Origin of the sequence: Bordetella genomosp. 12 (genome assembly GCF_002261355.1) — a bacterium.
Lineage (GTDB): Bacteria > Pseudomonadota > Gammaproteobacteria > Burkholderiales > Burkholderiaceae_B > Bordetella.
On the sequence record NZ_NEVU01000002.1, the window covers coordinates 1284883 to 1309414 of the forward strand.

Here is a 24532-nt window from a genome sequence, read left to right on the forward strand (position 1 = left end):
GCCGCGCCCGGCTCACAAAGCCGCTGGCGTGTAACAACATAGCGGAAGGGGCAACCACCCGCCGCGCTGAGGAGATAAAACACTATGAAAATCCGCAATCTGCTGTGCGTGGCGCTGGGCGCTGCCGCTTTCACCTCCCAGGCCATGGCGGACTACCCTGACCGGCCGATCCGCCTGATCGTGCCTTTTGCCGCCGGCGGCACCACGGATATCGTGGCGCGCGTGGTCGCCGAAAGCCTGGGCCGCGAGCTCGGCCAGCCGGTGGTGGTCGAGAACAAAGGCGGCGGCGGTGGCGCGATCGGCGCCGAGGCGCTGGCCCGCTCCTCCTCCGACGGCTACACCCTGGGCATGGCCACCGTGAGCACCATGACCACCAATCCGGCCACCAACCCCAAGACGCCGTACGACCCGCTCAAGGACTTCACGCCCATCATCAACCTGGTCAATGTGCCCAATGTGCTGACGGTCAACCCCAAGGTGCCGGCGCAGAACCTGCAGGAATTCGTCGCGCTGCTCAAGGCCAATCCGGGCAAGTACAGCTACGCCTCGGCCGGCACCGGCGGGATCTCCCACCTCGATGGCGAACTATTCAAGTCCCTGACGGGCACGCCTGACTTTATCCACGTGCCTTACCGTGGCTCGGGCCCGGGCCTGAACGACACCCTCGCCGGACAGGTCAGCGCGCAATTCGACAACCTGCCCTCCTCCATGCCGCACATCCAGTCGGGCAAACTGCGCGCGCTGGCCGTGGCCTCGACCAAGCGCGTTCCCGGCATGGACAATGTGCCGACCTTTGCCGAAGCGGGCATGCCCGCCATGAACAACATGGCCTGGTACGGCCTGGTGGCCCCGGCAGGCGTATCGCCCGCCGTGGTCAAGCGGATTCATGATGCCGCCGCCCGCGCGCTGCAAGACCCGCGCACGGCCCAACGCCTGATCGACGGCGGTTCGCAGATCGACGGCGGCACGCCCGAGGCCTACGCGGCGCTCATCAAGCGTGAGCTCGAATTGCGCCAGAAGATCGCGCGCGAGCAGAAGATCCAGCTCACCGAGTAAAAGCGTCGAGCTGGCGCACCGGCACGCCCATGTCCTGCCACGCTTCGGCGTGGCAGGTAAAGAGCAGGATCTGGTGGCGCAATGCCGCGTCGAAGAGCGCGCGCTTGACCTGCTCGCGCCGCCGGTCATCGGCATGCACCAGGGCATCGTCGAGCACGAGCAAGGTTGGCCGCCCGGCCTGTTGCAGCAAGTCGGCATAGGCCAGCCGCGCCAGCAGGCCGAGTTGTTCGCGCGTGCCAAAGCTCAAGGCCGCCAAGGCATCCTCCTGGCCGGTGCGCGTCAACGCCGCCGGCAGCAGATGTTCGTCCAGGCGCAACTGCGCGCCGGGAAACACCAAGCCCAGATAGTGTGACAGACGCTCGGAGAGCGGTTGCAGCAACCGGCGGGTTGCCGTCTCGCGCTGTTCGTCGAGCAGCCGCCACAAAAGATCCAGCGCCGCGGCCCGGCGCGCGTAATCGTCGCGCAGCCGGCCCGCCCGCTGCCATTCGGCCTCGGTAGCGGCCAGCCGCTCGCCCAGGCCCTGCGCCCCAGCCTGCTCCAGCTTGCCTTGCAGTTGCAGCAGACGCGCATGCCGCTCCTGTTGCGCCTGACGCGCCAGCTCGGCCGACCGCGCAAAGCGCTCGGCGTCCTGCCGGACCTGTTCGGGCCGGTGCTCGGCCAGGGCGGCCTCGGCTTGCGCCACCTGGCGCCGGCAATCCTGTTGGCGCTGTTCGGCCTGGGCAAATTGCGCCGCCCGCGCCGCGCGCCGCGCCGCCTGCGCTTCGGCCTCGAAGGCGGCCTGACGGATGTCGGCCTGCTCGCGCAACAGGCTGGCACGGCCCTGCGCCTGAATCAGCGCCGTTTCGGCCTGCCGCGCCTGCGCCACGGCCGCCTGCACGGCGGCCTGACCGCGCTGCACCGCATCGGCGGCGGCCGCCAGGCGCGGCTGCAGGTCCTGTTCGCCGGTGTCCGGCAAGACTTGCGCCTGCAGGCGGTCGCGCGCCGCCGCGGCTTCGGCCGACTCGGCAATCAGCGCCTGCACGCCCTGCGGCGCCTGTGCCGCCAACGCGCCACGCGCCTGCGCCAGTTCGCGCTCGAGCTGCTCGGCCAAAGCCAGGCGGGCTTCGCCTTGCGCCAGCGTCTCCAGGCCCAGGGACTGCAGCCCCTTGGCCAGGCGCGTCTGGGCCTCGGCAAGTTCGCGTTGCAAGGTGGGCAAGTCGCGCCCGCCCGGTTGAATGGATAAGGTGCCCACGCCGGGTAAAGCGAGCTCGGTGGCCTCCGACAGGAAGACTTCCCCCTGCCCCTGCAAGCGCTGGCCGCCCAATTCGAGCACGACGCCCGGCTGCAGCGCATGGCGGATGCGCGTGGCGGCCAGCTCCTGACGCAGGCGCAAAGCCTCGCACTCCTGCGCGCTTTTACGCAGCGCCGCCATGGCGCCGGCGTCGATCCGCGCGGCCTGCCACTGCTTCTGCAGACGCTCGGCCTGGCCCGTTGCCGCCTGAGCCGCCGCGAGCGCCGCGTCCAGACGTGCCTGTTCGTTGATCAGCCGGCGCAAGGCCTCGCGCATCTCGGTCTGGCGGCGCGCTTCCTGCAGGGCTTCGAATGTGGTGCGCGCCTGTTGCAAGGCGGCTTCGGCCTGTTCACGTCCGTGCGCGCTGCGCGCGGCCCCTTCACCGGCCTGCTCCGCGGCCTGGGCCGCGGCCGTCGCATCGGCGCGCAATTGCGCCAGCGTCTCGGCATCCTGCTGGTCGCGCGCGAGCTGCTCGCGCAATGCCTGCGCCAGACGCTGCGCCTCGGCGGCATCGCGCCGCAGCCGCTCGAGCGCCTCTTCTTCGCGCGCCAAGGCCTGCAGGCGGTCCCGCGCCTGCCCGGCCTGCTGCTCCAGCGCCAGCCAGGGCGCGGTCCGCTCATTGTGCTCGTACTCCTGGCGCCAGACGGCCAGACGATCGACGTCGGCATCGAGTTCGGCCCGCTCGCGCAGCAAGGCCTCGCGCGCCTCGCCCAACCGCAAATAAGCCTCCTCGGCGGCCTTGTAAGCGCCTTTGGGCTTGCCGCCGCGCGCATCCAGCAGCGCGGCGCGCGCCTCCTGGACCTGGGCATGGAACCGATCGCCATCCTGGCTGGCCAGCTCGCCGGTGATGTGCGTGAGCGCTTCGCGCACCTGGCCCGCCGCGTGCAGGGCCGGCTCGGCGAGATCCTGGCCGCTGCCCTGCGCGATCCACAACAGCCCCGGCACGCCCGCGTGTTCGGGCTTGCTTTGACCGCGGCCAGGGATCTCGAATCCCAGCAAGCGCGCCAGCGCCTGCTCTGCCTCGTCGCCTTCCAGGCGTTGATCGTCGACGAGCAACTCGCACCGGGCCCGGTGCAGAAACTGCTTGCTCAACACATATTGATGACCGGCGTGCTCGAACGCCACGGTCACCGAGGGCCGCGCGCCGCTCAGCCCATAAGGGGCCAGGTCCGCCACCTTGCTGGTGCCATAGCGCTCCAGGAAAGCCGCGCGCAAAGCCAAGGCGTAAGTGGATTTGCCGGCCTCATTGGGCCCGGCGATGACGTTGAGCCCGGGATCGAGATTGTCCAGCGCCACAGGCTCGCGGAACTTGCGGAACTCCTGCAAAGCGATGCGGTGCAGTTTCATGCCGCGCCTCCCTCACGCGCCAGACGCATCAGAATGCGCATGGCTTCACGCGCCACCTGGGCGGATTGAGGATCGGCCTGCGGTTCGGCCTGCAGGGCGCGCAACCGGGCGGCGACCGCGCTGACATAGCCTCCGCCGTCCAATGCCGCGAAATCGGCTTCGTCAGGCTCGAGCGTGAGCCCATCCTGGTCCAGACGCAGGGCGCGCAACCGCGCCTGCGCCTGACCGATAGCCTGTGACAGACGCTCCCATGCAGCCAGCGACAGGCTGCCGCGCAAGCTCAGCCGCAGGACGTCCTCGGCCTGCAAGGTTTGCAGGCGCGCAGCCAGAACCTCGGCATCCGACTCCAGCGTGAGGTCGACCTCCCAGGCTTGCCAGCGGAAACGGCCGACTTTGATCTGCTCGACCTCGGCCGTGCCGTCCTGCAGGCGCACCTGCAGCGCATATCCCGGCTCGTTGCCGCGAAAGCGATCCGGCTCGGGCGTGCCCGCATACCAGCAGCGGGCGTCGATGCGCAGACATCCATGCCAGTCCCCCAGGGCCAGATAATCCAGGCGCGCCCGCTCGGCCCGATCCGGCGCGATGGGGTTGGCGGCATCGGCAGAGGCCGGCAGACGTCCGGCGACGCTGCCATGCGCCAGGCCGACGCGCGGCAGATCCGCCGGCGTTTCCAGGCTGTCGAAGACCCGCGTGACATCGTCATAGGTGTGGCGCTGTGTCAACGGCGCGGCCAACACGGCCAGGCCGGGCAGCGCGACCACACCGGGCTGCAGCACGAGGTGGACATTGGCGGGAATGCAGCCGAGCTGCTGCGCGCGGGTCCAGACGCTTTCGGCCAGCGCGGCATCGTGGTTGCCAGGGATCATCACCCAGGGCCCGGCGTAGGCGGCCAAGGCCCCGAAAAGGCGCCGGATCGTGCGATCCGACACCGCCTGGGTATCGAACACATCGCCGGCCACCAGGACGGCGTCGACGGCTCGCTCTTGCGCCACGGCGGCCAGACGGGCCACGGTCTCCAGCCGCGCTTCAGCCAGCACGGCGGCGTCGTCATCGTCGAACTGGCCGTATTGCCGGCCTATCTGCCAATCGGCGGTATGCAGGAAGGAAATCGGGCGGGAGCTCATGCCCGGATTGTGGCACAAGCCCCCCGCCAGGAGCGGGCCGTGACGGCCGCTCAGGCCCGGCTTTGCCCCAGGCGCAGATCCCCACCGGCGCGCAGCTTGCCCTGGTAGCGCGAGATCGCCAGATCGTCGGCGCGAATGGCGGGCTGGCGGCCCATGACGATATCGGCCATGAGCTTGCCTGACCCGCAGGACATGGTCCAGCCCAGCGTGCCGTGACCGGTATTCAGGAACAGATTGTCGTGGCGGGTGGCGCCGACGATGGGCGTGCTGTCGGGGGTCATGGGCCGCAAGCCGGTCCAGAACTCCGCCGCCGGCACATCGCCGCAGCCGGGGAAGAGATCCTGAACCACCATTTCGAGCGTGGCGCGGCGCTGCGGTTTGAGGCGCAGGTCAAAGCCGGCGAGCTCGGCCATGCCGCCGACGCGGATACGCTGGTCAAAGCGCGTGATGGCGATCTTGTAGGTCTCATCCAGGACCGTGGACACCGGTGCGGCCGCGGCATCGGTCATCGGGATCGTGAGCGAGTAGCCCTTGACCGGGTAGACGGGCAGATCCAGTCCCAACGGCGCGAGGAAGTCGCGGGTGTAACTGCCAAAGGCGGCGACATAGGCATCAGCGCGCAGCAGTTCGCCCCCTACTCGCACGCCGCTGATGCGGCCCTGCTCGAGCGCCATGCCATCGACCGCCTGATTGAAGCGGAACTGCACGCCCAGGCCCGCGGCCAGATCGGCCAGCGCACGGGTGAATCGGCGGCAGTCGCCGGTTTCATCGTTGGGCAGGCGCAAGCCGCCGGCCAGTTTGCCCAACGACCGCGCCAACGCCGGCTCGGCGGAGGGCAGGCGGTTGCGGTCAAGCAGTTCGTAGGGCACGCCGACTTCCTCCAGCACGGCCATGTCGCGCCGGGCGGCTTCCATCTGTGCATCGGTGCGAAACAGTTGCAGCGTGCCTTGCGTGCGCTGCTCGTACTGAATGCCGGTGTCCTGGCGCAGTTCGCGCAGGCAGTCGCGGCTGTACTCGGCCAGGCGCAGCATGCGTTCCTTGTTGACGGCATAACGGCCGGCCGTGCAGTTGGCCAGCATGGCCGCCATCCAGCGCCATTGCCAGAAGCTGCCGTCGACCCGCAAGGCCAGGGGCGCATGCTTCTGGAACATCCATTTGAGCGCCTTGAGCGGGATGCCCGGCGCGGCCCAGGGGGTGGAATAGCCCGGCGAGACCTGGCCGGCATTGGCGTAACTGGTCTCGTCGGCCGGCCCGGGCTGGCGATCCAGCACGGTGACCTGGGCGCCCTGGCGCGCCAGGTAATAGGCGGTCGTCGTGCCGATGACGCCACTGCCCAGGACGATGATATGCATAGCGATCCCCGAGATTCTGCTATTGGTGAGTTGATCCGGGTAGTCTAGGACCGCATAGGCAGTGAAATTCACTGAAAATTTCAGTGATGTATTAGAATTTCACTAGCGACGTTGATTTTCATGCCACCGGGGAGTGGAATGCGCGAACTGGATCGCACCGATCGAAAAATCCTCGATATTCTGCAACGCAATGGGCGTATTTCCATCACCGAACTGGCCGAGCAGGTCAGCCTGTCGGCCACGCCCTGCTCGGAGCGCGTCAAACGCCTGGAGCGCGACGGCGTGATCGCCGGCTATCATGCGCGCCTGAATCCGGCCGCGCTGGGTAAAACCCTGCTGGTTTTCCTGGAAATCCGGTTATCGGCCAAATCGGGGGACGTCTTCGACAAGGTCAAGCGGGAGTTGATGTACGTGCCGGAGGTCATGGAGTGCCATCTCGTTTCAGGCGATTTCGACTATCTGGTCAAGGCCAGGCTGACCGAAATGGCCGAATATCGCCGGCTGCTGGGCGAGATCCTCAAGCGGCTGCCTGCCTCGGCCGAATCGCACAGTTATGTCGTGATGGAAGAGATCAAAGAATCGCTGTATTTGCCGGTGGACCGCTGAAGCGTTTTGCCGGGCCGGCTTCGAGTACCATTGGCGCCTGATTGGACACCCGCTGTCCGGAGTTGATCACATGTCCCGACGACTATATCGCTATTTCTTTCTCGGCCTGATCACGGTCTTGCCGATCGCGCTCACGCTGTATCTGCTGTTTATTTTCCTGGCCTGGACGGAAGCGATCGCGCTGACCTTCCTGCGCCCTTTCATCGGTAACTTCTATATCCCCGGCCTGGGGCTGTTTCTGGGCATCCTGGCGATTCTCGCCATCGGCTTTCTGGTCTCCAAGGAAAGAGTGCAGCGCTTCGTGCTGTTTCTGGAGATCCCCTTCACCAACGTGCCGGTGGTCAAGAGTATCTATTCCTCGCTCAAGAGCTTTGCCGATTATTTTTCGTCCAGCGCCAAGGCGACGTCCCAGCAGGTGGTCGTGCTGCGCATGCCAGGCAATCCGCTCGAGGTGGTGGGCCTGATCACCCGCCGCGGCACCGACGATCTGCCCGAGGGGTTTCTGCCCGGCGAACGCGTGGCGGTCTACCTGCCGATGGGTTATATGATCGGCGGCTACACCGTCTTCGTGCCCACGGAATGGGTGACCCCCATCAATATGTCGGTGGAGGAAGCCATGCGCTCCTCGCTGATCGCGTGGATGGCGCGTTCGGAGCCGGCCAGCCAGATGCCTCCCATGCCGCCCGCCCCGCCGGCGCCGCCCACGGACCGGCCGGCCTGATTTATGCTGTAGCGCACGCGCGGCCATCCGGGCCGCGCCGACCAGGCCGGTTACCGCCGGCGTTTGCCATCAGGTGCTTTACCCATGCAGCCCAGTACCGCCCCCTGCGCCGCCGACCCAGGCGGCATCCGTATCCTTTCCTCCGGCCCCGACAGCCTGGCTGCCGCCCGGCAGTTCCTGCAGGCACGCGGACTGGATGGCCATGCGCTGGCCGAAGCCGGCGCGGACGGCGCGGTGCTCATCCGTGCGCGGGCCGATTTCGCCGCACGCCATCTGCCCGACGGCGACACGACGGGCCTGGTCGCAAGCCTGGGCCTGGACCCCAGCCAGGACGCCGATCTCGAACAGGAAATCGTGCTGGCGATGTTGGCCTGCCCGGTCGCCTTCCCCTTCCCCGATGTGGCCGAACTCGAAGCGGCGGTGCGCATTCGCCGCAACATCGTGCGCGCGGCCACCCGCAGCGCGCTGGCGTTCGACACCGAGCAGGCCGAACGACCCGCCGGTTACTGGACCTACGATGAGTCCACCGGTTTCACCATCTTGCCGGGACGCTCGCTCATCGAAGGACTGACCCTGGCCACGCAACCCGAGGTCTCGGGCCAGACGTACGCCTTTTCGTGCTATCGCGCCACCGAGTACGTCACCGTGCTGGGCATCGCCCAGGAATTGCAGCGCAGCAACCCGGAGCTGCATGACCGCCTGCAACGCCAGTGGGAAACCCGGGCCGTGATGTCGGGGCGCTTCCATGATGCCTTTCTGCGCGAGTATGGTTCGCTGGACGCCCCGCTGCCGCCGAGGTTTTATGTCCCGGGCGACCGCCTGTGGTTCCGCAACCCGGATGCACACTCGTCCAATGTGGAAGGCTATGAGGGCTCATGGGTCTTCTATCTGGGTTCGGGGCTGTTCAATAATTTCTGGAAGCGCGACCAGCCCTATACGCTGACGCACAAATGCCTGGAGATATTCCATTGGCGTGATGGTGCGCGCCTGAATGCCGAGGGCAAGCTCTTTATCGACGAAGACATCGTCGAGGCGCGTGTGGCCCAGACCGAAGCGGATCCCGCCGCGCGTCAGGCCGTGCTCGAACGGATGCTGCGCATCCGCGATCCGCAAGGCGTTTACGCCGAGGGCGGCTGCATCGACGCCACCCGCGAATGCGCGCGCTGGGTGCTGCCCGGCCACGCCGACATCGCCCTGCCCGAATTTCCGCAGGCCCCGGCCTGACTTTCTGCCCGAATACCATGTCTCATTTGATCGTCCACGGCGGCACCGCACTGCGCGGCCAGATCGTCCCCTCCGCCAACAAAAACGCCGTCCTGCCGATTCTCTGCGCCACGCTGCTGACCGACCAGCCGCTGCGCCTGATCGGTGTGCCCGAGATCACCGACGTCAAGAAAATCCTCGACATCTTTCGCCAGTTGGGCAGCGACGTGAAGGTGGACTTCAGCACCGGCGTGCTGGACCTGCATCACCGTGACACGGCCTTCGACCCGGCGCACCATCATCTGCCCGAGGAAATGCGTTCTTCCATCATGCTGGTGCCGCCCTTGCTGGCGCGCTTTGGCGTGGCGCGCCTGGAGAACGACGTCAAGGGCTGCACGCTGGGCGTGCGCGAAATCGATCCGCACGTCGAGGTGTTCGAGCGTTTCGGCGCCCGCATCGAACGCGCACCGCACTCCCTGCTGGTGCGCGCGGGCAGCCGGATGGCAGCCAATGACCACTGGCTGGACTACGCCTCGGTGACCACCACCGAGAACTTCGCGCTATGCGCCGCAGCCGCGCAAGGGGTGTCGACACTGGTCAACGCAGCGTCCGAACCGCACGTGCAGGAATTCTGCCGGTTTCTGGAAATGCTGGGCGTGCCCATCAGCGGCATCGGCACCTCGCATCTGCGCATCGAAGGCGGCAAGGCCCTTGGCGGCGGCGAGTTCCGCTTCGACGAAGACTTCCACGAGATCGCAACCTTTCTGGCGCTGGGCGCCATTACCGGCGGCGCCATTACCGTCAAAAACTCCGCGCCCGAGCAGTTTCCGCTCATCGATCGCACCTTTGCCAAGTTCGGGGTCGACGTCGAGCACCGCGATGGCTGGTCCCAGGCGCATTGTGACGGCCCGCTGCAGGTGCGCCGCCCCTTCACCCAGAACATCCTGACCAAAGTCGAAGCCGCGCCCTGGCCCTATCTGCCCGTGGACCTGCTGCCGATTTTCATCGCCCTGGGCGTGCGCGCGCAGGGCAGCGCCATGTTCTGGAACAAGGTCTATGACGGCGCCATGGGGTGGTCGGGCGAACTGTCCAAGTTCGGCGCGCATGTGTTTCTTTCGGACCCGCACCGGCTCATCACCTTCGGCGGCCTGCCGCTGACCCCGGCCAAAGTCGAAAGCCCCTACATCATCCGCGTGGCCATCGCGCTGTTGATGGTCGCCGCCAGTATCGAGGGCCGCTCGGAAATCACCAACGCCTTGCCGATCCGGCGCGCCCATCCGAATTTTGTCGAAAACCTGCGTTCGGTCGGCGCCCGCGTGGAGTGGACCGAAGGCGATTGACCGGCCATGCGCCACCGCCTGAGCGAGCTGCTGTATGCCGATACGCGGCGCATGGCGGTGCTGCGCCAGGTGCGCGCGCTCTGCCTGCCCGATGCCTGGATAGGCGCGGGCTTTGTCCGCAATGCGGTCTGGGACGCCATGGCCGGGCGCGCACCGGCCCTGCCCGACGATATCGACGTCATCTGGTTTGACGCCAGGCGCGCGGCGGCGCTGCGCGACCGCGTGCTCGAGCAGCGGCTTGCCCGTGTGGCGCCCGCGCTGATGTGGTCGGTCAAAAACCAAAGCCGCATGCATAGCCGCAACCAGGACCTGCCCTACACCAGTTGCCGGCATGCCATCGGCCATTGGCCGGAAACCGCCACGGCCGTCGCCGTGCGCCTGGACGCCGACGACCGGCTGGCGCTGCTCGCCCCCCTGGGCCTGGACGATCTGTTTGCCAGCATTCTGCGCCCGACGCCCGGCTTGGCCAACGCCAGACGCGATGTTTTCCTGCGCCGGTTGCAGCAAAAGCGCTGGCTGGAACGCTGGCCTTTTCTGCGCCTGGCCGACTGAGGCCCGGATTGCACGGCCCTGGCGCCGCCAAGCGAACATAATTCGTGCGCGAATAGGATTATGTAGTTTCGCTTTTGTTGTTTTATGATGGCACGATGACACTCAACCCCCGCCAAAGCGCGCTGCTCGAGCGCGTCAGATCCCAAGGATCGGCCTCGATCGACGAGTTGGCGCGTGCCTTCGACGTGACCTTGCAGACGGTGCGCCGCGATGTGAATCTGCTGGCCGAAGCCGGCATGCTGTCGAGATTTCACGGCGGCGTGCGCAGCGAAGCCTCGACCATCGAGAACATCGCCTACCGCCAACGCCAGGGGCTGCATGCCGAGGGCAAGCGGCGCATCGCCGAGGCCGTGGCGCGCGCCGTACCCGACGGCTGCTCATTGCTCATCAACATCGGCACCACCACCGAGGCGATTGCCCGGGCGCTGCTGCGCCACCGGGGGCTGCGCGTCATCACCAACAACCTGCATGTGGCCGACATCCTGTCGGACAACCCGGACTGCGAAGTCATCGTCGCCGGCGGCGTCGTGCGCCCGCGCGACCGCGGCATCACGGGCGAAGCCACGATTGAATTCATCCGGCAGTTCAAGGTCGACATCGGCCTGATCGGGATTTCCGGCATCGAGGCCGACGGCACCTTGCGCGACTATGATTTCCGCGAAGTGCGGGTGGCTCGAACCATCATCGAACAGTCGCGCGAAGTCTGGCTGGCGGCCGACAGCAGTAAGTTCCAGCGCCAGGCCATGGTCGAGTTGGCCCCGATCGCCCGGATCAGCCGTTTCTTCACCGATGCCGAACCCCAGGCGCCGCTGTCGCAGGCGCTGCGCGACGCCGGCGTGCGCTGCCATATTGCGGGCGATGCGTCCTGACCCCTATACCACCATCATGAACCCCAGCCCCTCCCCTCTCATGCCCACGCGCGCCGACCTTCTCGCCCGCCTGGAATCCTCCGAACCCTGGGACGTCATCGTCATCGGCGGCGGCGCCACCGGCCTGGGCACGGCGGTGGACGCGGCCTCGCGCGGATTCCGCACCCTGCTGGTCGAAGGCGCGGACTTCGCCAAAGGCACCTCCAGCAAGGCGACCAAGCTGGTGCATGGCGGCGTGCGTTATCTGGCCCAGGGCAACGTCAGCCTGGTGCGCGAGGCCCTGCACGAGCGCGGCCTGCTGGCACGCAACGCACCGCACCTCGCCTGGCCGCTGGGCTTCGTGGTGCCGGCCTACTCCCTGCTGGACCAGCCCTTTTACGGCGTGGGCCTGAAGCTCTACGACATGTTGGCCGGCAAGCTCAACCTGGCGCCCAGCCGCTGGCTTTCGGCCCGCGAAACCCTGACCCACGCCAGCACCCTGGCGCCCGCCGTCAAAGGGCAGCGCCTGCGCGGCGGGGTGCTTTATTACGACGGCCAGTTCGATGACGCCCGGCTCGCCACGGCACTCATGCGGACGCTGTTCGACCTGGGCGGCACCTCCGTCAACTATGTGAAGGTCACGGGTTTGACCCGGGATGCGCAAGGGCGCATCGACGGCGTGCAGACGCAGGACAGCATCGACGGCGGCCACTATACGGTGCACGGCAAATGCGTGGTCAACGCCACGGGCGTGTGGGTCGATGCGGTGCGCCGCATGGATGATCCCGCCGCGCAGACCATGGTCGCGCCCAGCCAGGGTGTGCATTTGACGCTGCCGCGCGAATTCCTGCCCGGCGACGAGGCCATCCTCGTGCCCAAGACCGATGACGGCCGGGTGTTGTTCATGGTGCCGTGGAACGGCCACACCATCGTGGGCACCACCGACACCGCGCGCACCGATCTGCCCAGCGACCCGCGTCCTTTGCCGGGCGAAGTGGACTTCATCCTCGAGACGGCGGCCCGCTATCTGACCCGCAAGCCCACGCGCGCCGATGTCACCAGCGTATGGGCCGGACTGCGCCCGCTGGTCAAGGCCACCGGCGAAGCATCCACCAAGTCTCTGTCGCGCGAGCACACCATCCTGGTGTCCAAGGCCGGCCTGATCACGGTCACGGGCGGCAAATGGACCACCTATCGCAGAATGGCCCAGGACGTGGTGGACACCGCCATCAGCAAGCAGTTGCTGCCGCAGGCGATGTGCCGCAGCGCCGAATTGCGCCTGCACGGCGCGCCCGCGCCCGATGCGCCGCTGCCTGCCGCGCAAGGCACGCCCGACAGTTATTACGGCACCGATCTGCCCGCCCTGCGCGCCCTGCCCGGCGCGGATCGCATGCTCGTCAAGGCCAGCGGCCTGACCGAGGCGCATGTGCGTTTTGCGGCCCGGCACGAGCTGGCTCAGACGGTGGAGGATGTTTTGGCCCGGCGCAACCGCGCCCTGTTCCTGGATGCCGCGGCCGCGCAACTGGCCGCGCCGGAGGTGGCCCGTGTGCTGGCCGAGGAGCTTGGCCGCGACGCGGCCTGGCAAGGCCGCACGCTGGCGGATTTCGACGCCGTCGCGGCGACCTTCCGCCTGCCGGAGTAAGGCCGCTCAGCCGCGGGCCAGCGCCGCCAGCAGTGCCTGCGCGGCGCCGGCCGACGAGGCCGGGTTCTGCCCGGTGATCAGCAGCCCGTCGCGCACGACGTGTTCGGCAAACGGCTGCGACGCGGCGCGATAGTCGGCGCCCAAACGCTTGAGTTCGTCTTCCACCAGAAACGGCACGACCTCGGTCAACTGCACCGCCGCCTCTTCGGCGTTGCTAAAGCCGGTCACCTGGCGTGCAGCCACCAACGGCGCGCCGCTCGAGGTCTTGGCGTGGCGCAACACCCCCGGCGCATGGCATACCGCCGCCACCGGCCTGCCCGCCGCCAGCATGGCTTCGATCAGATCCAGCGAGTCACGATTTTCGGCCAGATCCCACAGCGGCCCATGCCCGCCCGGATAGAACAAGGCATCGAAGTCGGCCGCACTGACCTGCGCCAGCGGACGGGTCGATGCCAGTTGTGCGCGCGCGGCCGGATCCTGGGCAAAGCGCCGCGTGGCCTCGGTCTGGGCGTCGGGCGCCTCGCTCGAGGGATCCAACGGCGGCTGGCCGCCGGCCGGCGAGGCCAGCGTGACCTGCGCGTCGGCATCGCGAAAGACGTAGTACGGCGCGGCGAACTCCTCGAGCCAGAAGCCCGTCGGGCGGCCCGTGTCGCCGAGGCGATCGTGCGACGTCAGCACCATGAGTATCTTCATGCCTCATCTCCCACACGCACGATCCGCTTGCCGGCGTTTTCGCCACGCAGCAGGCCGATCAATCCGCGGCTGGCGGACTCCAGGCCGTCGATCACGTCTTCGCGGTATTTGACCTGACCCTGCTCCAGCCAGCGGCCCATGACCTGCCGGAACGCCGCAAAGCCATCCGGATAGTCCTGCATGATGATGAATCCTTGCAGACGGATGCGTTTGCGCAGCACCGTGCCCATGAGCGCGGGCAGGCGATCGGGGCCGGGCGGCAGATCGGTGGCGTTATAGGCTGAAATCAATCCGCACACCGGCACGCGCGCGCGCGGATTGAGCCGCGCCAGCACGGCGTCGAAAACCTTGCCGCCCACGTTTTCAAAGTAGACATCGATGCCATCCGGCGTGACTTCAGCCAACATGGCGGCCAGCTCGGGACTGCGATGGTCCAGGCAGGCATCGAAGCGCAATTGCTGGACCGCATAACGGCATTTCTCCACGCCGCCGGCAATGCCCACCACGCGGCATCCTTTCAAGCGCGCGATCTGGCCAACCACGGAGCCCACCGCCCCCGTCGCCGCGGCCACCACGACAGTTTCGCCAGGCTGAGGCTGCCCGATATCGAGCAAGCCCATGTAACCCGTATAGCCCGGCATGCCCAGCACGCCCAGCGAATAGGAAGGATTGCGCGGCGCGTGGCCCAGGCTCAGCAGCCCCTGACCATCCGACAGCGCCCAATCCTGCCAGCCGCTTTGCGCCAGCACCCACTCGCCCACCGCATAATCGGGATGCTGGCTGGCCGCCACGCGGCATACCGTGCCGCCCACCATGACCTCGTCCAGCCCCACCGGTTTGGCATATGAAGGCGCGTCACTCATGCGGCCGCGCATATACGGGTCGAGCGACAGATAGACCGTGCGCAACAACACTTGGCCGGGCCCCACCTGCGGAACGGCTTCCGTCACCAGGCGGAAGTCGCTCTCCAGCGGTTCTCCCGTGGGACGGCGCGCGAGCAGGATACGGCGATTGACGGAGGCGGATTGCTGGGCCATGCGCGAACTCCTTGATGGGGTTCATCCCTTTTACACCAGGGCTGCGGCGGCGCACAAAAATCCTGTCACAGCCCGCCTCTTTTAATTAATTTATTCATTAATTAAAATCACCGCATGCTGACTTCCCAGGCCCCACAGCCCCCTCGCCGCCCGGGGCGCCCGCCCCGTCCGGATGCCCATGCCACGCGGGCGCTGCTGCTCGATACCGCAACGGCCCAGTTCGCCCAACACGGCGTGGCCGCCACGACGATCGCGCGCATCGCGCAGGCAGCCGGGGTCACGCCGGCCATGGTGCACTATTACTTCCGCAACCGCGACGCCTTGCTCGACACCCTGGTGGCCGAACGCCTGGTGCCGCTCATCGAGTATGTGTGGTCACCGCCCGGCAAGGCGCGTTCGCCGCGCGACATGGTGCGCGCCATCGTGGCACGCCTGATGGAATGCGCCGCCCAGCGGCCCTGGCTGCCGCCCCTGTGGATGCGCGAGGTCGTCAATGAGGGGGGCGAGCTGCGCGAGCGCGTGCTCAGCCATCTACCGACCGATCGGCTGCGCGCCTTCGCGCAGGAGCTGGCGCAGGCGCAGGCCCGAGGCCAGGTCCATGCCGGTATCGATCCCCGGCTCGTTTTTCTGTCCATCCTAGGCACCACGCTCTTGCCCCTGGCCACGGCCGGGGTCTGGCGCCGTGTCTGGGATCAAGAGCAAGCGCTGGATACCGCCGCCATCTCCGCTCACGCCTGCGCCCTCATCGAGCACGGGCTTTTTCCCTCCACTCGCCGACGCCCATGACCCAGTCCCCCCTCCCGCCCCTGACCCGGTTGGCCCGCTTGGCCGGCGTTGCGCTGGCCTGCGGCCTGATGGCCGCCTGCGGCCGCCAGACGCCGGCGCCCTTTCAGGGCTACGCCGAAGGCGATTTCGTCGCCGTGGCACCCACGCAGTCCGGCCGCCTGCTGAGCCTGGATGTCGAACGCGGCCAGCAAGTCGCGCAGGGCGGTCTGCTGTTCACCCTGGATCAGGATAAAGAAAACGCCGCCCGCGCCGAGGCCCAGGCGCGCCTGAGCGCCGCGCAGGCGCAACTGGCCGATACGGCCAGCGGCAAACGCCCGCCCGAAGTCGCCGTGGTGCGCTCTCAACTCGTGCGGGCGCAAGCCGAGCAAAGCCGCGCCGATGCACAATTGGCGCGCGACACCCGGCAGTATCAGGATGGCGGCATCTCCCGCCAGGAACTGGACAACAGCCGCGCCACGGCCAATGCCAATCGCGCCCAGGTGCGCGAGCTGCAGGCCCAATTGGAAGTCGCCGCGCTGCCCGCCCGCGATCAGCAGCGCCAGGCCCAACAAGCCGACGTGCAAGCGGCCGAGGCCACGCTGGCGCAGGCAGACTGGAGCCTGGCGCAGCGCCGGACGCAGTCCCCGGCCGCATCGCTGGTCTTCGACACCCTCTATCGCCCCGGCGAATGGGTCAATGCGGGCAGCCCGGTCGTGCGGCTGCTGCCCCCCGGCAACATCAAGCTGCGCTTTTTCGTACCGCAGGATCAAGTGGGACGCCTGCGCGTGGGCCAAGCGCTCAACGTCGCCTGCGACGGCTGCGGCGATCCGATTCCGGCGCGCATCAGTTATATCGCCACTCAGGCCGAGTACACCCCGCCGGTGATCTACAGCCGCGAAGTGCGCGGCAAGCTCGTATTCCTGGTCGAGGCACGCCCGGACGCGGCGCAGGCCACGCGCCTGCACCCCGGACAGCCGGTCGATGTGCGGCTGGACGAGACGGCGCCATGACGCAGCCGGATCCGGTCATCGATGTCCAGGGGCTGACCAAGCGCTTTGGCGACAAGCTCGTCGTCGATCAAGTATCGCTGCAGGTCGGCCGGGGCGAGATCTACGGTTTTCTCGGGCCCAACGGCAGCGGCAAAACCACCTGCATACGCATGATGTGCGGGCTGCTCACGCCCGATGCGGGCAGCGGCACATGCCTGGGTTACGACATTCTGCGCGACAGCAGCAGCATCAAACGTCATGTGGGCTATATGACGCAACGGTTTTCCTACTGGGAAGACCTCACCATTCGCGAGAACCTGGATTTCGTGGCGCGCATCTACGACATGCCGCAACGCCGCCAGGCCGTGGACCGTGCGCTGGAGCAACTGCGTCTGCAGGGGCGCGCCGATCAGCTTGCCGGCTCGCTGTCCGGCGGCTGGAAGCAGCGGCTGGCGCTGGCCGCCTGCCTGCTGCACGAGCCGCAATTGCTGCTGCTGGATGAGCCCACCGCCGGGGTTGACCCCACCGCCCGGCGCGATTTCTGGGAAGAACTGCACGCCCTGGCCGCGCAAGGCATCTCCGTACTGGTGAGCACGCATTACATGGACGAAGCCGAGCGGTGCCACAAGCTGGCCTATCTGGCCTACGGGCGCATGCTGGCCCAGGGTACGGCCGAGAGCATCACCGCCAGCCAGCACTTGCAGACCTGGGCCGTGCAAGGCGCCGATCTGGTTCCGCTGGGGCAGTGGCTGCGCGGGCAGCGCGGCGTGGCCCAGACCGTGGCGTTTGGCAATGCGCTGCACGTCAGCGGCGAGGTGGATGGCCCGCTGGAGGACACTTTGCGTCAGGCTGCACAAACGCGCGGCCTGACAATAGCGCGCGTGCCGACCAGCCTGGAAGACGTCTTCATTTACTTGATGAGCCGCGCCAGCGACAACTTCGGGAGTCAGCCATGAACGCGGCGAGCAGGCAGGGACGGTTGTTCTCCTGGACCCGCTGGTGGAGCATGGTGCTCAAGGAGTTTTTGCAGTTGCGCCGCGACCGCATCACTTTCGGCATGATCATCGTGTTGCCGCTGGTTCAACTGGCGCTGTTCGGCTATGCCATCAATACCGACCCCAAGCAACTGCCGACAGCCGTACTGGCCTCCGATCAAAGCGAATTTACCCGCAGCTATATCGCCGCCATGTCGGCCTCGGATTACTTCAAGATCGTCGAGACCCTGCCTGACGAGGCCAGCGCGCGCCAGGCCTTGGCGCGCGGCGAGGTGTTGTTCGTGGTTTCCATCCCGCCGGATTTCACCCGCAAGCTGCTGCGGGGAGAACGGCCCGCGCTCTTGATCGAGGCCGACGCCACCGACCCGCTGGCCACCGGCATGGCCATCGGCGCGGCAGCGCAACTGGCCGACAGCGTCACGCGCCACGACCTGACCGGCCCCTGGGCCCACCTGGCCGGCGGGCCGCCCGCCTTCGACGTGCAGGTGCATCGCCTCTATAACGAGGAACAGGTCTCGCAATACAACACCGTGCCCGGCCTGATCGGTATGGTGCTCACGCTCACCCTGGTGATGATTACCGGCCTGGCCATGACGCGCGAACGCGAGCGGGGCACGATGGAGAATCTGCTGGCCATGCCCGTCACGCCGCTGGAGGTGATGACGGGCAAGATCATGCCCTACATCGCCATCGGCCTGATTCAAGCCACGATCACCCTGGCTGCGGCCCGCTTTGTGTTCCACGTGCCCTTCGAGGGCAGCCTGCTGGCCGTCTACCTCACCACCCTGCTTTTCGTGGCGGCCAACCTCACGGTCGGCATCACCCTGTCATCGGTGGCGCAGAACCAATTGCAGGCCCTGCAACTGGCGATGTTCTACTTCCTGCCCAATCTGCTGCTCTCAGGCTTCATGTTTCCGTTCCTGGGCATGCCGGCCTGGGCGCAAGCCATCGGCAACGTGCTGCCGCTGACCTACTACAACCGGCTGATTCGCGGCATTCTGCTCAAAGGCAACGGCTGGATCGATCTGTGGCCCAGCATCTGGCCCTTGATCGTCTTCACCCTGGTGGTGATGGGCCTGGCCCTGCGCTTTTACCGCCGCACTCTGGACTGACCCATGCCTCATTACGCCAAGATCGCGACCCGACTGCCCTGGCTGTTGCTACTGCTGGCCGGGTGCGCCGTCGGCCCGGACTTTCAGCGCCCCGCGCCCGACGGCACGCCCCTGGCCGCGCCCGCCCAGGTGGGTCAGGGCAGCGAAATGCAACGCTTGCAGCCGGGCGCGGATGTGCCGGCACAATGGTGGCGGTTATTCGAATCGCCGGTGCTCGACGGCCTGGTGCGCCAAGCCTTGGCCGACAGCCCCACGCTGGCGCAGGCACGCGCCAAACTGACCCAGGCCCGCGAAGCGGCCAATGCCGAGGCAGGGTCGCGGCTATTGCCCGCCGTGGATGCCAAGCTGTCCGGCGTGCGCCAGCGGGTGGATCCTTCCTCGATGGGCATCGACATGCCCCAGCCCGACCCCTTCGCGCTCTACAACGCCTCTATCGCGGTGTCCTATACGCTGGACATCTGGGGCGCGGAGCGGCGCGCCGTCGAAGCGTCGCTTGCCGAGGCCGAACGCATGGCCTATGAATGGCAGGCGGCGCGCATGACGCTGGCCGCCAATGTCGTCACCACCGCCATCCGGCAGGCCGGGCAGCGCGAAGCGCTGCAGGCGGCCTCGGCCTTGGCCGAGGCGCAGCAGGCGCAATTGCAGATCGTGCGCAAGCGCCTGGACGCAGGCGCGGTGGCCGAACGGGAATGGCGCGCTCAGGCCGCGCTCGTGGCGCAGACCCAGGCCCAGTTACCGGCCTTGCGGCAGGAGCTGGCGCGCAGCACCCACCAGTTGGCGGTCTACCTGGGCCAGGATCCGGGCAACATGCCAGACACCGGCCTGACCCTGGCCAGCCTGAAGCTGCCGGCAGACATCCCGGTCAGCCTGCCCTCGGCGCTGGCGCGCCAGCGGCCCGACATCTTGGCCGCCGAAGCCGCGTGGCATCACGCCGCCGCCGAGGTGGGCGTGGCCACGGCCAACCTCTACCCGCGCCTGACGTTGACCGCCGGCTTTGGATCACAGCGCACGCACACCAACGATCTGAGCAACGGCATCAACATCTGGAACATCGGCCTGGGCCTGGCCCAACCGCTGTTCCGCGGCGGCGAACTGCGCGCCCGCAAGCGCGGCGCCCAAGCCGCCTATGAGGCCGCCGCGGCCGCTTATCGCGACACGGTGCTGCAGGGTTGGCAGCAGGTGGCCGACAGCCTGCGCGCCCTCGAGCATGACGCCGAGACGCTGACCCAGCAGCGCCAGGCCGAAGCGCAGACCGAAGCCGTCTATACCATCGCCAGCGGCCAATACCGTGTCGGCGGCATCAGCCAATTGAACTTGCTCGACGCGCAGCGCCAGCTGTTTGCCGCAAGGCGCGACCGCATACAGGCACAGACCGACCGCTACACCGATACCGCGGCGCTCATGCACGCCCTGGGCGGCGGGTGGTGGAACGAAGCGCCCCCCGAGCCCGGCGTATGATGAGGCCTGTTTCAGCCTTTGCACGCCGTCATGGACGTTTTTGAGCAACTGCAAGACCTGCTGACCCGGCATGGCGCGAGCTATCAACTGCTACGCCACCCGGCCGCGGGCAAGTCCGTCGAAGTCGCCGCGCTACGCGGCACCCAGGTCAGCCAGGGCGCCAAGGCGCTGGTCTGCCGCATCAAGTTAAGCTCCACGCAGCGCAAGCATGTGCTGGCGGTCTTCCCCGCCGATGCCCAGGCCGATCTGCAAGCCATTGCCCAGGTCACCGGCGGCAAAAAGGCCGCGCTCGCCTCGCAAGAACTGGCGCGCGAACTGACCGGTTGCGAGATCGGCGCCATCCCGCCGTTTTCGTTCAACCCCGAACTGCATCTGATCGTCGACCCCACGCTGCGCCAGCGCCACGAAGCAATCGTGTTCAATGCCGGGCGCCTGGATGCGTCCATTCTGCTGCGCACGGAAGATTATTTCCGCATCGCGCAGCCGGACATCGCCAGTTTCGTGCGCACTTGATATGTGCCTGGCCGTCATTGCCCTGAATCAGGTCGCCGGCATTCCGGTGCTCATCGCCGCCAACCGCGATGAGTTCCATGCCCGCCCCACCGCACCGGCGGCAGCCTGGCCTGGCGAGCCACGCGTTTATGCCGGACGCGACCTGCGAGCCGGCGGCACGTGGATGGGCACGGCCGACAACGGCCGTTACGCCGTCGTCACCAATTACCGCGAAGTCGGCCGGCAGATCGCCGAGGCGCCCTCGCGCGGCGCCCTGGTCGAGCGCTATCTGGCTGGCGGCATGGCCGCGCGCGATTATATTTTTGAGGTGGCGCGCCAGGGCGCGGCCTATAACGGCTTCAACCTCATCATCGGCGATGCGCAGGGCGCCTGGTATTACGGCAACCGGGATGCGGCCCCGCGCGCGCTGGACAACGGCATCCATGCCCTGTCCAACCATCTGCTGGACACCCCCTGGCCCAAACTGGTGCGTCTCAAATCCGCCGTGGCGCAGGTCCTTGCCCACGGCCCGCAACCGGACCTGCCCGCGCTATTCGCCGCCCTGGCGGACCGCACGGCGGCCGATGACGCCGCGCTGCCCCGGACCGGGCTGTCCCTGGCCCGCGAACGGCTCTTGAGCAGCCCCTTCATTGTCAGCCCCGACTATGGCACGCGGTGCTCCACCGTCATGCTATGGCGCGATAATGGGCAAGGCGAGTTGCATGAAAGGCGTTTCACGCCCGAGGCATGTCTGGCTGGCGAATCCGACCTGACATTCTCCCTGCGCGCGCCCTGACAGCACGGCAATCGAGCCGAACAGGCACTTGCCTGCCCGTGCGCGATCCCCTTCGGCGTGCAATCCGCACCGGGCATTCGGCCCGGCGGCGATTGCCTCATTTGAGGAGTACCCATCATGAAGCAACATGGCAAACAAGCATTGGCCGCGGCGCTGTTGACCGCCGGCCTGATGGCCGCCAGCGGCGCGGCGCTGGCTCAACCGTCGCCCGCCAATCTGCCGCAAGTCCAGCAGCAAGGCGACGTGCGGTTTCTGTCCGGGGGAATAGGCGAAGGCCAATCCGATGCCTTCAAGGCCGCGGCCAGCCAATACCGCCTGATGCTCACTTTTGCGCAACGCGCCGCCGGCGGCAGCGCGCAATACCTGGCCGACATCCCCGTCGAGATCAGCAATGCGCACCAACAGGTCGTCCTGAAAACCGTGGCGCAGGGCCCCTTCCTGCTAGCCAACCTGCCGGCGGGCAATTACACCGTCAAGGCCTCGTCCAATGGGCAGACCAAAACGCAGCAAGTCAACGTCGGCGCCTCGGGCACCGCGCGCGCGATTTTCGAATGGCAATGACGCCGGCCCGGCTCAGCGCGCGCCCGCAAACAGGATCAGGACATTGAGGATGAGCGCTGCCAGCCAGGCCAGCGAACGCAGGGTGCCGTGGCCGCCCACGTACAGGGCGAGATAGACCAGGCGCACCACGACCCAGGCGCCCATGAGCACCCCCAGGTGCTGCACGGGCGCCTGGTTGTAAAGCGCAAACAACACCGCGGCAAAGAAGAAAGGCAAGGCTTCGAAGCTATTGGCCTGAGCCGCGTTGGCGCGGCCCCGCCAACCCTGTTGCGCCTGCAGCCAGGGCCGCGGATCGCGATTATCGAACCCCCGCCCGCCAGCCTTGCTGGCGATCGCCGCCACCAGAGGCAGCAAGGCGGCGGCCAGCATCAACCAGGCAATGTGCGTCATGCGTCATCCTTTGCGCCGGCGCCATGCCGGCCAGTCCACACCTTACACCGCCGGCGCGGCCCGTGAAGGCTTTTTGCGTCGACACCGCCGGGGCTGGCGGCCTGCCTACAATGCCGGATTGCTCCGGACGACACCCGCATGACTGCCTGCCTGCCCTGGATTCTGATCTTTCCGGCCTATGCCCTGCTCTGGTGGCCGCCCGCCTACAAACCGGCAGCGGGGCTGATGCTGGCGGGCCTGGCGGGCGCGGCCTGGCAGCACTGGCTCGACCCGGCCGCGCTGCTTGCCTTTGGCCTGTTGCTGGTCAGCGCCGCGCTGCAGCACCGCCGCCGCAGCGCTTTGGCAGGCCACGCCCTGTTCATCCTGACCGCCTTGGCGCTGGCCCTGCATGCCCTGCCCGGCTTTCACAATCCCCTGGCCATCGACGCCGTGCTCAAGCCGGGCTCGGCGCCGCTGCGCATGTATCTCAATCTGGATAAGCCGCTGATCGCCTGGTGGGTGCTGCTCGTGATGGCGCCACCCCTGTTGCGTCAGGGCTGGCGGCCCAGCCTGCTCAGCGGCCTGAGCGCCGGCCTGGGTGCGGGCCTGGTGTGCCTGGGCACGGCCTGGATCTGCGGGGTCATCGAGTGGTCGCCCGGTTGGCCCGCCGCAGGCTGGCTGTGGTTGCTCAACAATGCCTTGCTGGTCACGCTGGCCGAGGAAGCGTTCTTCCGCGGGTATCTGCAGCGCCTTTTAAGCCGCCGCATGGGCGCCGCGGGCGCGTGCTGCGCCGCCGCGCTGCTGTTCGGTTTGGCGCATTACGCCGGCGGGCCCGCGCTGGTGGCACTGGCCACGGTCGCGGGGCTTTTCTATGGCTGGGCCTATCAGCGCGGCGGCCTGGCCGCCGCTGTCCTGGCGCATCTGTTGCTCAATACCGCCCACTTTCTCTTCTTCAGCTACCCGGCGCTGGCCTAGTCGTCGCCCACCCGGCTGCGCAGCCGCTTCACATCGCCTCGCTGCACCTTGCGCTGGACGCGGCGCCGCTGCGACGCCTTGGTCGGGCGCGTGGCCCGGCGCGTGGGATGCGTGAACAGCGCCTGGCGCAATAGCGCCAGCAGGCGCTCGACGGCATCGGCGCGATTCTTGTCCTGGCTGCGGTAAGCCTGCGCCTTGATCACCAACACGCCCTCCTTGGAAAGACGGCGGTCGGCCAGGCCCAGTATGGCCGCCTTGACGGGCTCGGGCAGCGACGAGGCGGGCACGTCAAAACGCAGATGCACCGCGCTGGAGACTTTGTTGACGTTCTGCCCGCCCGCGCCCTGGGCCCGGATCATGCCGAAATCCAGTTCGCGTTCGTCCAGGTAAAGAGAGTCCTGAATATGCAGCATCGATGTTGCGCCAGCCCGTTGAAAACAGAATTTAACCATGCCGGGACCGTCTGCCCTGGCCAGCCGCCGGCAGGGCGGGCCGCGACGCGGCGGCCTCGCCAAGCTGGCCGGGGCCACAAACGGTAAAATGGCGGTTTGCGTTTTCCCGGTTTGGGCGCTGGCCCCCGGATTCTCATGACTTACTCCGCCAAAGAAATCTTCAAGACGCTGCAGGGCGAAGGCGCCCAGGCCGGGCGAGCGGCGGTGTTTTGCCGTTTCTCGGGCTGCAATCTGTGGTCGGGTCGCGAGAGCGATCGCGCCACGGCCGCCTGTACTTTTTGCGATACCGATTTCGTCGGCACCAACGGCGAAGGCGGCGGCAAATTCCGCGATGCTCAGGCGCTGGCCGCCACACTGGCCCAGACCTGGGGGCCGCAGACGGCGGGCCGTTATGTCGTGTTTACCGGCGGCGAGCCATTGCTGCAGCTCGATGCGGCCCTGATCGACGCCGTCCATGCGCAAGGCTTTACCATCGCCATCGAAACCAATGGCACCCTGCCCGTGCCGGCCGGCGTGGACTGGATCTGCGTCAGTCCCAAGGGACGCGCGCCGGTCGTGCAAACGCGCGGACAGGAACTCAAGCTGGTGTTTCCGCAAGCCGATACGCCGCCCGAGGCCTTTGCCGATTTGGCGTTCGAACATTTTTTCCTGCAGCCCATGGACGGCCCGCAACGTCTGGCCAACACCGAAGCTGCGGTGCGTTATTGCATGGCCCACCCGCAATGGCGGCTGAGTGTGCAAACCCATAAATACATAGGCATTCCATGATTGTCCGAT

Annotated in this window: 25 protein-coding genes; 18 read left to right on the forward strand and 7 right to left on the reverse strand. The window is 67.4% G+C overall.

What is annotated here, in order from left to right; translation table 11 throughout:
* Window positions 1–84: 84 nt before the first annotated feature.
* On the forward strand, window positions 85–1056 hold the full coding sequence (locus CAL22_RS11420; RefSeq protein ID WP_094813192.1) for a Bug family tripartite tricarboxylate transporter substrate binding protein: 972 nt from the start codon (window positions 85–87) through the stop codon (window positions 1054–1056).
* Here the strand turns inward: CAL22_RS11420 and CAL22_RS11425 are convergent.
* Genes CAL22_RS11425 through CAL22_RS11435 form a run of 3 tightly spaced genes read right to left on the reverse strand, consistent with a single transcriptional unit; the run spans window position 1046 to window position 6149 of the window.
* Window positions 1046–3673: an AAA family ATPase gene (locus CAL22_RS11425; protein ID WP_094813194.1), complete on the reverse strand. Its 2628-nt coding sequence runs from the start codon at window positions 3671–3673 to the stop codon at window positions 1046–1048. The two genes, CAL22_RS11420 and CAL22_RS11425, sit on opposite strands and share 11 nt — an antisense overlap.
* Complete coding sequence (locus CAL22_RS11430) at window positions 3670–4797, reverse strand: metallophosphoesterase family protein (RefSeq protein WP_094813196.1); 1128 nt, start codon at window positions 4795–4797, stop codon at window positions 3670–3672. Before CAL22_RS11430 ends, CAL22_RS11425 begins: the two co-directional genes overlap by 4 nt.
* 50 nt (window positions 4798–4847) lie before the next feature.
* Window positions 4848–6149: a D-amino acid dehydrogenase gene (locus CAL22_RS11435; protein ID WP_094813198.1), complete on the reverse strand. Its 1302-nt coding sequence runs from the start codon at window positions 6147–6149 to the stop codon at window positions 4848–4850.
* Between the two features lie 138 nt (window positions 6150–6287).
* Between CAL22_RS11435 and CAL22_RS11440 the strand changes: the two genes are divergently transcribed.
* The 7 genes from CAL22_RS11440 to CAL22_RS11470 all read left to right on the forward strand — a co-directional run bounded on the left by CAL22_RS11440 (window position 6288) and on the right by CAL22_RS11470 (window position 13061).
* Entirely contained in the window at window positions 6288–6755 is a 468-nt protein-coding gene (locus CAL22_RS11440; protein WP_094813200.1) for a winged helix-turn-helix transcriptional regulator, read from the forward strand.
* Between the two features lie 70 nt (window positions 6756–6825).
* Window positions 6826–7476: a DUF502 domain-containing protein gene (locus CAL22_RS11445; protein WP_094813202.1), complete on the forward strand. Its 651-nt coding sequence runs from the start codon at window positions 6826–6828 to the stop codon at window positions 7474–7476.
* Between the two features lie 84 nt (window positions 7477–7560).
* A complete protein-coding gene (locus CAL22_RS11450) occupies window positions 7561–8700 on the forward strand; it encodes a hypothetical protein (protein WP_094813204.1) in 1140 nt (379 codons plus the stop codon).
* A gap of 17 nt (window positions 8701–8717) precedes the next feature.
* Window positions 8718–10019, forward strand: a complete 1302-nt coding sequence (locus CAL22_RS11455) for a UDP-N-acetylglucosamine 1-carboxyvinyltransferase (RefSeq protein ID WP_094813206.1) — start codon at window positions 8718–8720, stop codon at window positions 10017–10019.
* A 6-nt stretch (window positions 10020–10025) separates the two neighbouring features.
* Window positions 10026–10571, forward strand: a complete 546-nt coding sequence (locus CAL22_RS11460) for a nucleotidyltransferase family protein (protein ID WP_094813208.1) — start codon at window positions 10026–10028, stop codon at window positions 10569–10571.
* A 95-nt stretch (window positions 10572–10666) separates the two neighbouring features.
* Entirely contained in the window at window positions 10667–11440 is a 774-nt protein-coding gene (locus CAL22_RS11465; protein ID WP_167383600.1) for a DeoR/GlpR family DNA-binding transcription regulator, read from the forward strand.
* 16 nt (window positions 11441–11456) lie between these two features.
* Window positions 11457–13061 carry a glycerol-3-phosphate dehydrogenase/oxidase gene (locus CAL22_RS11470; RefSeq protein WP_167383622.1) on the forward strand — a complete coding sequence of 535 codons (1605 nt, stop codon included), beginning with the start codon at window positions 11457–11459 and terminating at the stop codon, window positions 13059–13061.
* A 6-nt stretch (window positions 13062–13067) separates the two neighbouring features.
* Here the strand turns inward: CAL22_RS11470 and CAL22_RS11475 are convergent, their stop codons facing one another.
* Together CAL22_RS11475 and CAL22_RS11480 are read right to left on the reverse strand one after the other, a co-directional pair.
* Entirely contained in the window at window positions 13068–13754 is a 687-nt protein-coding gene (locus tag CAL22_RS11475) for a type 1 glutamine amidotransferase domain-containing protein (protein ID WP_094813212.1), read from the reverse strand.
* Window positions 13751–14791: an NADP-dependent oxidoreductase gene (locus tag CAL22_RS11480; protein ID WP_094813214.1), complete on the reverse strand. Its 1041-nt coding sequence runs from the start codon at window positions 14789–14791 to the stop codon at window positions 13751–13753. Before CAL22_RS11480 ends, CAL22_RS11475 begins: the two co-directional genes overlap by 4 nt.
* Window positions 14792–14905: 114 nt before the next feature.
* Here CAL22_RS11480 and CAL22_RS11485 point away from each other — a divergent pair, with 114 nt between their 5' ends.
* The 8 genes from CAL22_RS11485 to CAL22_RS11520 all read left to right on the forward strand — a co-directional run bounded on the left by CAL22_RS11485 (window position 14906) and on the right by CAL22_RS11520 (window position 21959).
* On the forward strand, window positions 14906–15577 hold the full coding sequence (locus CAL22_RS11485) for a TetR/AcrR family transcriptional regulator (RefSeq protein WP_094813216.1): 672 nt from the start codon (window positions 14906–14908) through the stop codon (window positions 15575–15577).
* A complete protein-coding gene (locus CAL22_RS11490) occupies window positions 15574–16566 on the forward strand; it encodes an HlyD family secretion protein (protein WP_094813218.1) in 993 nt (330 codons plus the stop codon). Before CAL22_RS11485 ends, CAL22_RS11490 begins: the two co-directional genes overlap by 4 nt.
* Window positions 16563–17501, forward strand: a complete 939-nt coding sequence (locus CAL22_RS11495; protein ID WP_094813220.1) for an ABC transporter ATP-binding protein — start codon at window positions 16563–16565, stop codon at window positions 17499–17501. The genes CAL22_RS11490 and CAL22_RS11495 overlap by 4 nt, the downstream gene beginning before the upstream one ends.
* Window positions 17498–18652: an ABC transporter permease gene (locus CAL22_RS11500; RefSeq protein WP_094813222.1), complete on the forward strand. Its 1155-nt coding sequence runs from the start codon at window positions 17498–17500 to the stop codon at window positions 18650–18652. The genes CAL22_RS11495 and CAL22_RS11500 overlap by 4 nt, the downstream gene beginning before the upstream one ends.
* 3 nt (window positions 18653–18655) lie before the next feature.
* A complete protein-coding gene (locus CAL22_RS11505; protein ID WP_094813224.1) occupies window positions 18656–20110 on the forward strand; it encodes an efflux transporter outer membrane subunit in 1455 nt (484 codons plus the stop codon).
* A gap of 30 nt (window positions 20111–20140) precedes the next feature.
* A complete protein-coding gene (locus tag CAL22_RS11510) occupies window positions 20141–20623 on the forward strand; it encodes a YbaK/prolyl-tRNA synthetase associated domain-containing protein (RefSeq protein WP_094813226.1) in 483 nt (160 codons plus the stop codon).
* Window position 20624: 1 nt separating this feature from the next.
* A complete protein-coding gene (locus CAL22_RS11515; protein ID WP_143276962.1) occupies window positions 20625–21398 on the forward strand; it encodes an NRDE family protein in 774 nt (257 codons plus the stop codon).
* A 117-nt stretch (window positions 21399–21515) separates the two neighbouring features.
* A complete protein-coding gene (locus CAL22_RS11520) occupies window positions 21516–21959 on the forward strand; it encodes a hypothetical protein (protein WP_094813228.1) in 444 nt (147 codons plus the stop codon).
* Between the two features lie 12 nt (window positions 21960–21971).
* On the opposite strand, the gene CAL22_RS11525 is transcribed toward CAL22_RS11520, so the two are convergent.
* Complete coding sequence (locus tag CAL22_RS11525; RefSeq protein ID WP_094813230.1) at window positions 21972–22349, reverse strand: MAPEG family protein; 378 nt, start codon at window positions 22347–22349, stop codon at window positions 21972–21974.
* A gap of 138 nt (window positions 22350–22487) precedes the next feature.
* On the opposite strand from CAL22_RS11525, the gene CAL22_RS11530 reads away from it, so the two are divergent.
* Window positions 22488–23303 carry a CPBP family intramembrane glutamic endopeptidase gene (locus CAL22_RS11530; protein WP_094813232.1) on the forward strand — a complete coding sequence of 272 codons (816 nt, stop codon included), beginning with the start codon at window positions 22488–22490 and terminating at the stop codon, window positions 23301–23303.
* Here the strand turns inward: CAL22_RS11530 and arfB are convergent.
* Window positions 23300–23716: an alternative ribosome rescue aminoacyl-tRNA hydrolase ArfB gene (gene arfB / locus CAL22_RS11535; RefSeq protein ID WP_094813234.1), complete on the reverse strand. Its 417-nt coding sequence runs from the start codon at window positions 23714–23716 to the stop codon at window positions 23300–23302. The genes CAL22_RS11530 and arfB overlap by 4 nt on opposite strands.
* Before the next feature lie 174 nt (window positions 23717–23890).
* Here arfB and queE point away from each other — a divergent pair, with 174 nt between their 5' ends.
* Window positions 23891–24523: a 7-carboxy-7-deazaguanine synthase gene (gene queE, locus CAL22_RS11540; RefSeq protein WP_094813236.1), complete on the forward strand. Its 633-nt coding sequence runs from the start codon at window positions 23891–23893 to the stop codon at window positions 24521–24523.
* The last annotated feature ends 9 nt before the right edge of the window (window positions 24524–24532 follow it).